At 50.8% G+C, this 1,127-nt stretch carries 1 protein-coding gene and 1 pseudogene; one reads left to right on the top strand and one right to left on the bottom strand.

The window, feature by feature from the left end; genetic code table 11:
• Positions 1-264: pseudogene (locus F8N49_RS28150) on the top strand (hypothetical protein); the annotation flags it as partial.
• Between the two features lie 433 nt (positions 265-697).
• Here the strand turns inward: F8N49_RS28150 and F8N49_RS27805 are convergent.
• Positions 698-1,012, bottom strand: coding sequence for a helix-turn-helix domain-containing protein (locus tag F8N49_RS27805; RefSeq protein ID WP_122746724.1), 315 nt, complete (start codon positions 1,010-1,012; stop codon positions 698-700).
• Positions 1,013-1,127: the final 115 nt, after the last annotated feature.

The following is a 1,127-nucleotide window of genomic DNA, read 5'->3' as shown; positions in this document are numbered from 1 at the left end:
CAAAGTGCGGTAAATCAAGGCCTTCTATCCGTTGTGGCAAATGTTCCGGTTCCCGAAAGGTTACAAGTGTTTCCTACGTTCCGTTCCAGGAATGGCGGGCCGGGAGGCTCTATTTGGCTATGGAATGGAAGCGAAGCACTTCGGCTGGAGAGGGAGATTAGCTCGGAAGAGCTGAAGCATTCCACAAGAGGAATTATCAGTGCACCATTGCTTGTTGAGCGTATTGAAAATAATTACAGAGCCGAGACCCATGAGGTTTGGTGAGTTGTAGAAGTTTCAACTTGATCTGACACTTTCGACACCGGCCTTGCGCCGGTGTTTTTGCACCCTATCTGCATCCGTTTTGCCGCCTTCTTGCATCCTATTTGCATCCGTTCTGCAGTTAAGTTGCATCCCTTTTGCACCCACCCTGACGACCTACGGTCTAGCTGCTCAATACGCCCTTTTTGAGCATGATTTTTCGCCCCTTAACAGGAGCAAAATCTCAATACACAACACGCAGCTCTTGCGAGGTGGATATTTTCTATATGTATCAATTAGTTGTCCGGTTTATGTCTTCTAGGTGCTGCTACACACTTGTAATACGAAATGCAGGTTTCACCCGATAAACACTGACGTATGGCGTATAGCTTTTGCTATACGCAGCAGCGAAGTATGGGGGGCCGGTTTACTCTTTCAGATCGGCCCTTTTTTTTGATTACGCATTGGGTGGTCGGCTGCTGTTATCCGCCCCCATGACTTTTGATGCCTGGTACTTAAGAATCATCCCGTCGAGCAGTGCCTTGATCACTGATTTCTCGGCTTCGGGCATATGGCTGACGGCCTCAAAGCGGAGGCGCAAGTCGTCGGACGGCCCGCGTTCTCCTTCAGCGAATACCAAATCATCCAAACTGACGTGCAGAGCCTGAGCAAGCCGAATTAGGGCTTCTAAGGTTGGTTGCGCCGTCCCTGCCTCATAACGCCGAATCTGATTAACGTGCACTGACGGGATAAACGGGGACAGACCTTTCAATTGGAGTCAAGCGTAAAAGGCGGCGGCGACCTGAGGCTCGATGCCGGTCGCGACATCAACGTCATCGCCAGCACCGCCGGGGTAAATGGGGACAGACCACGTTTAGAAGGCACTC

It is taken from the genome of Pseudomonas sp. GXM4, assembly GCF_008923895.1.
Taxonomy (GTDB): Bacteria; Pseudomonadota; Gammaproteobacteria; order Pseudomonadales; family Pseudomonadaceae; genus Aquipseudomonas; species Aquipseudomonas atacamensis.
Note: the sequence above shows the minus strand (reverse complement) of the source record. Positions and strands in the feature narration are given on the sequence as shown.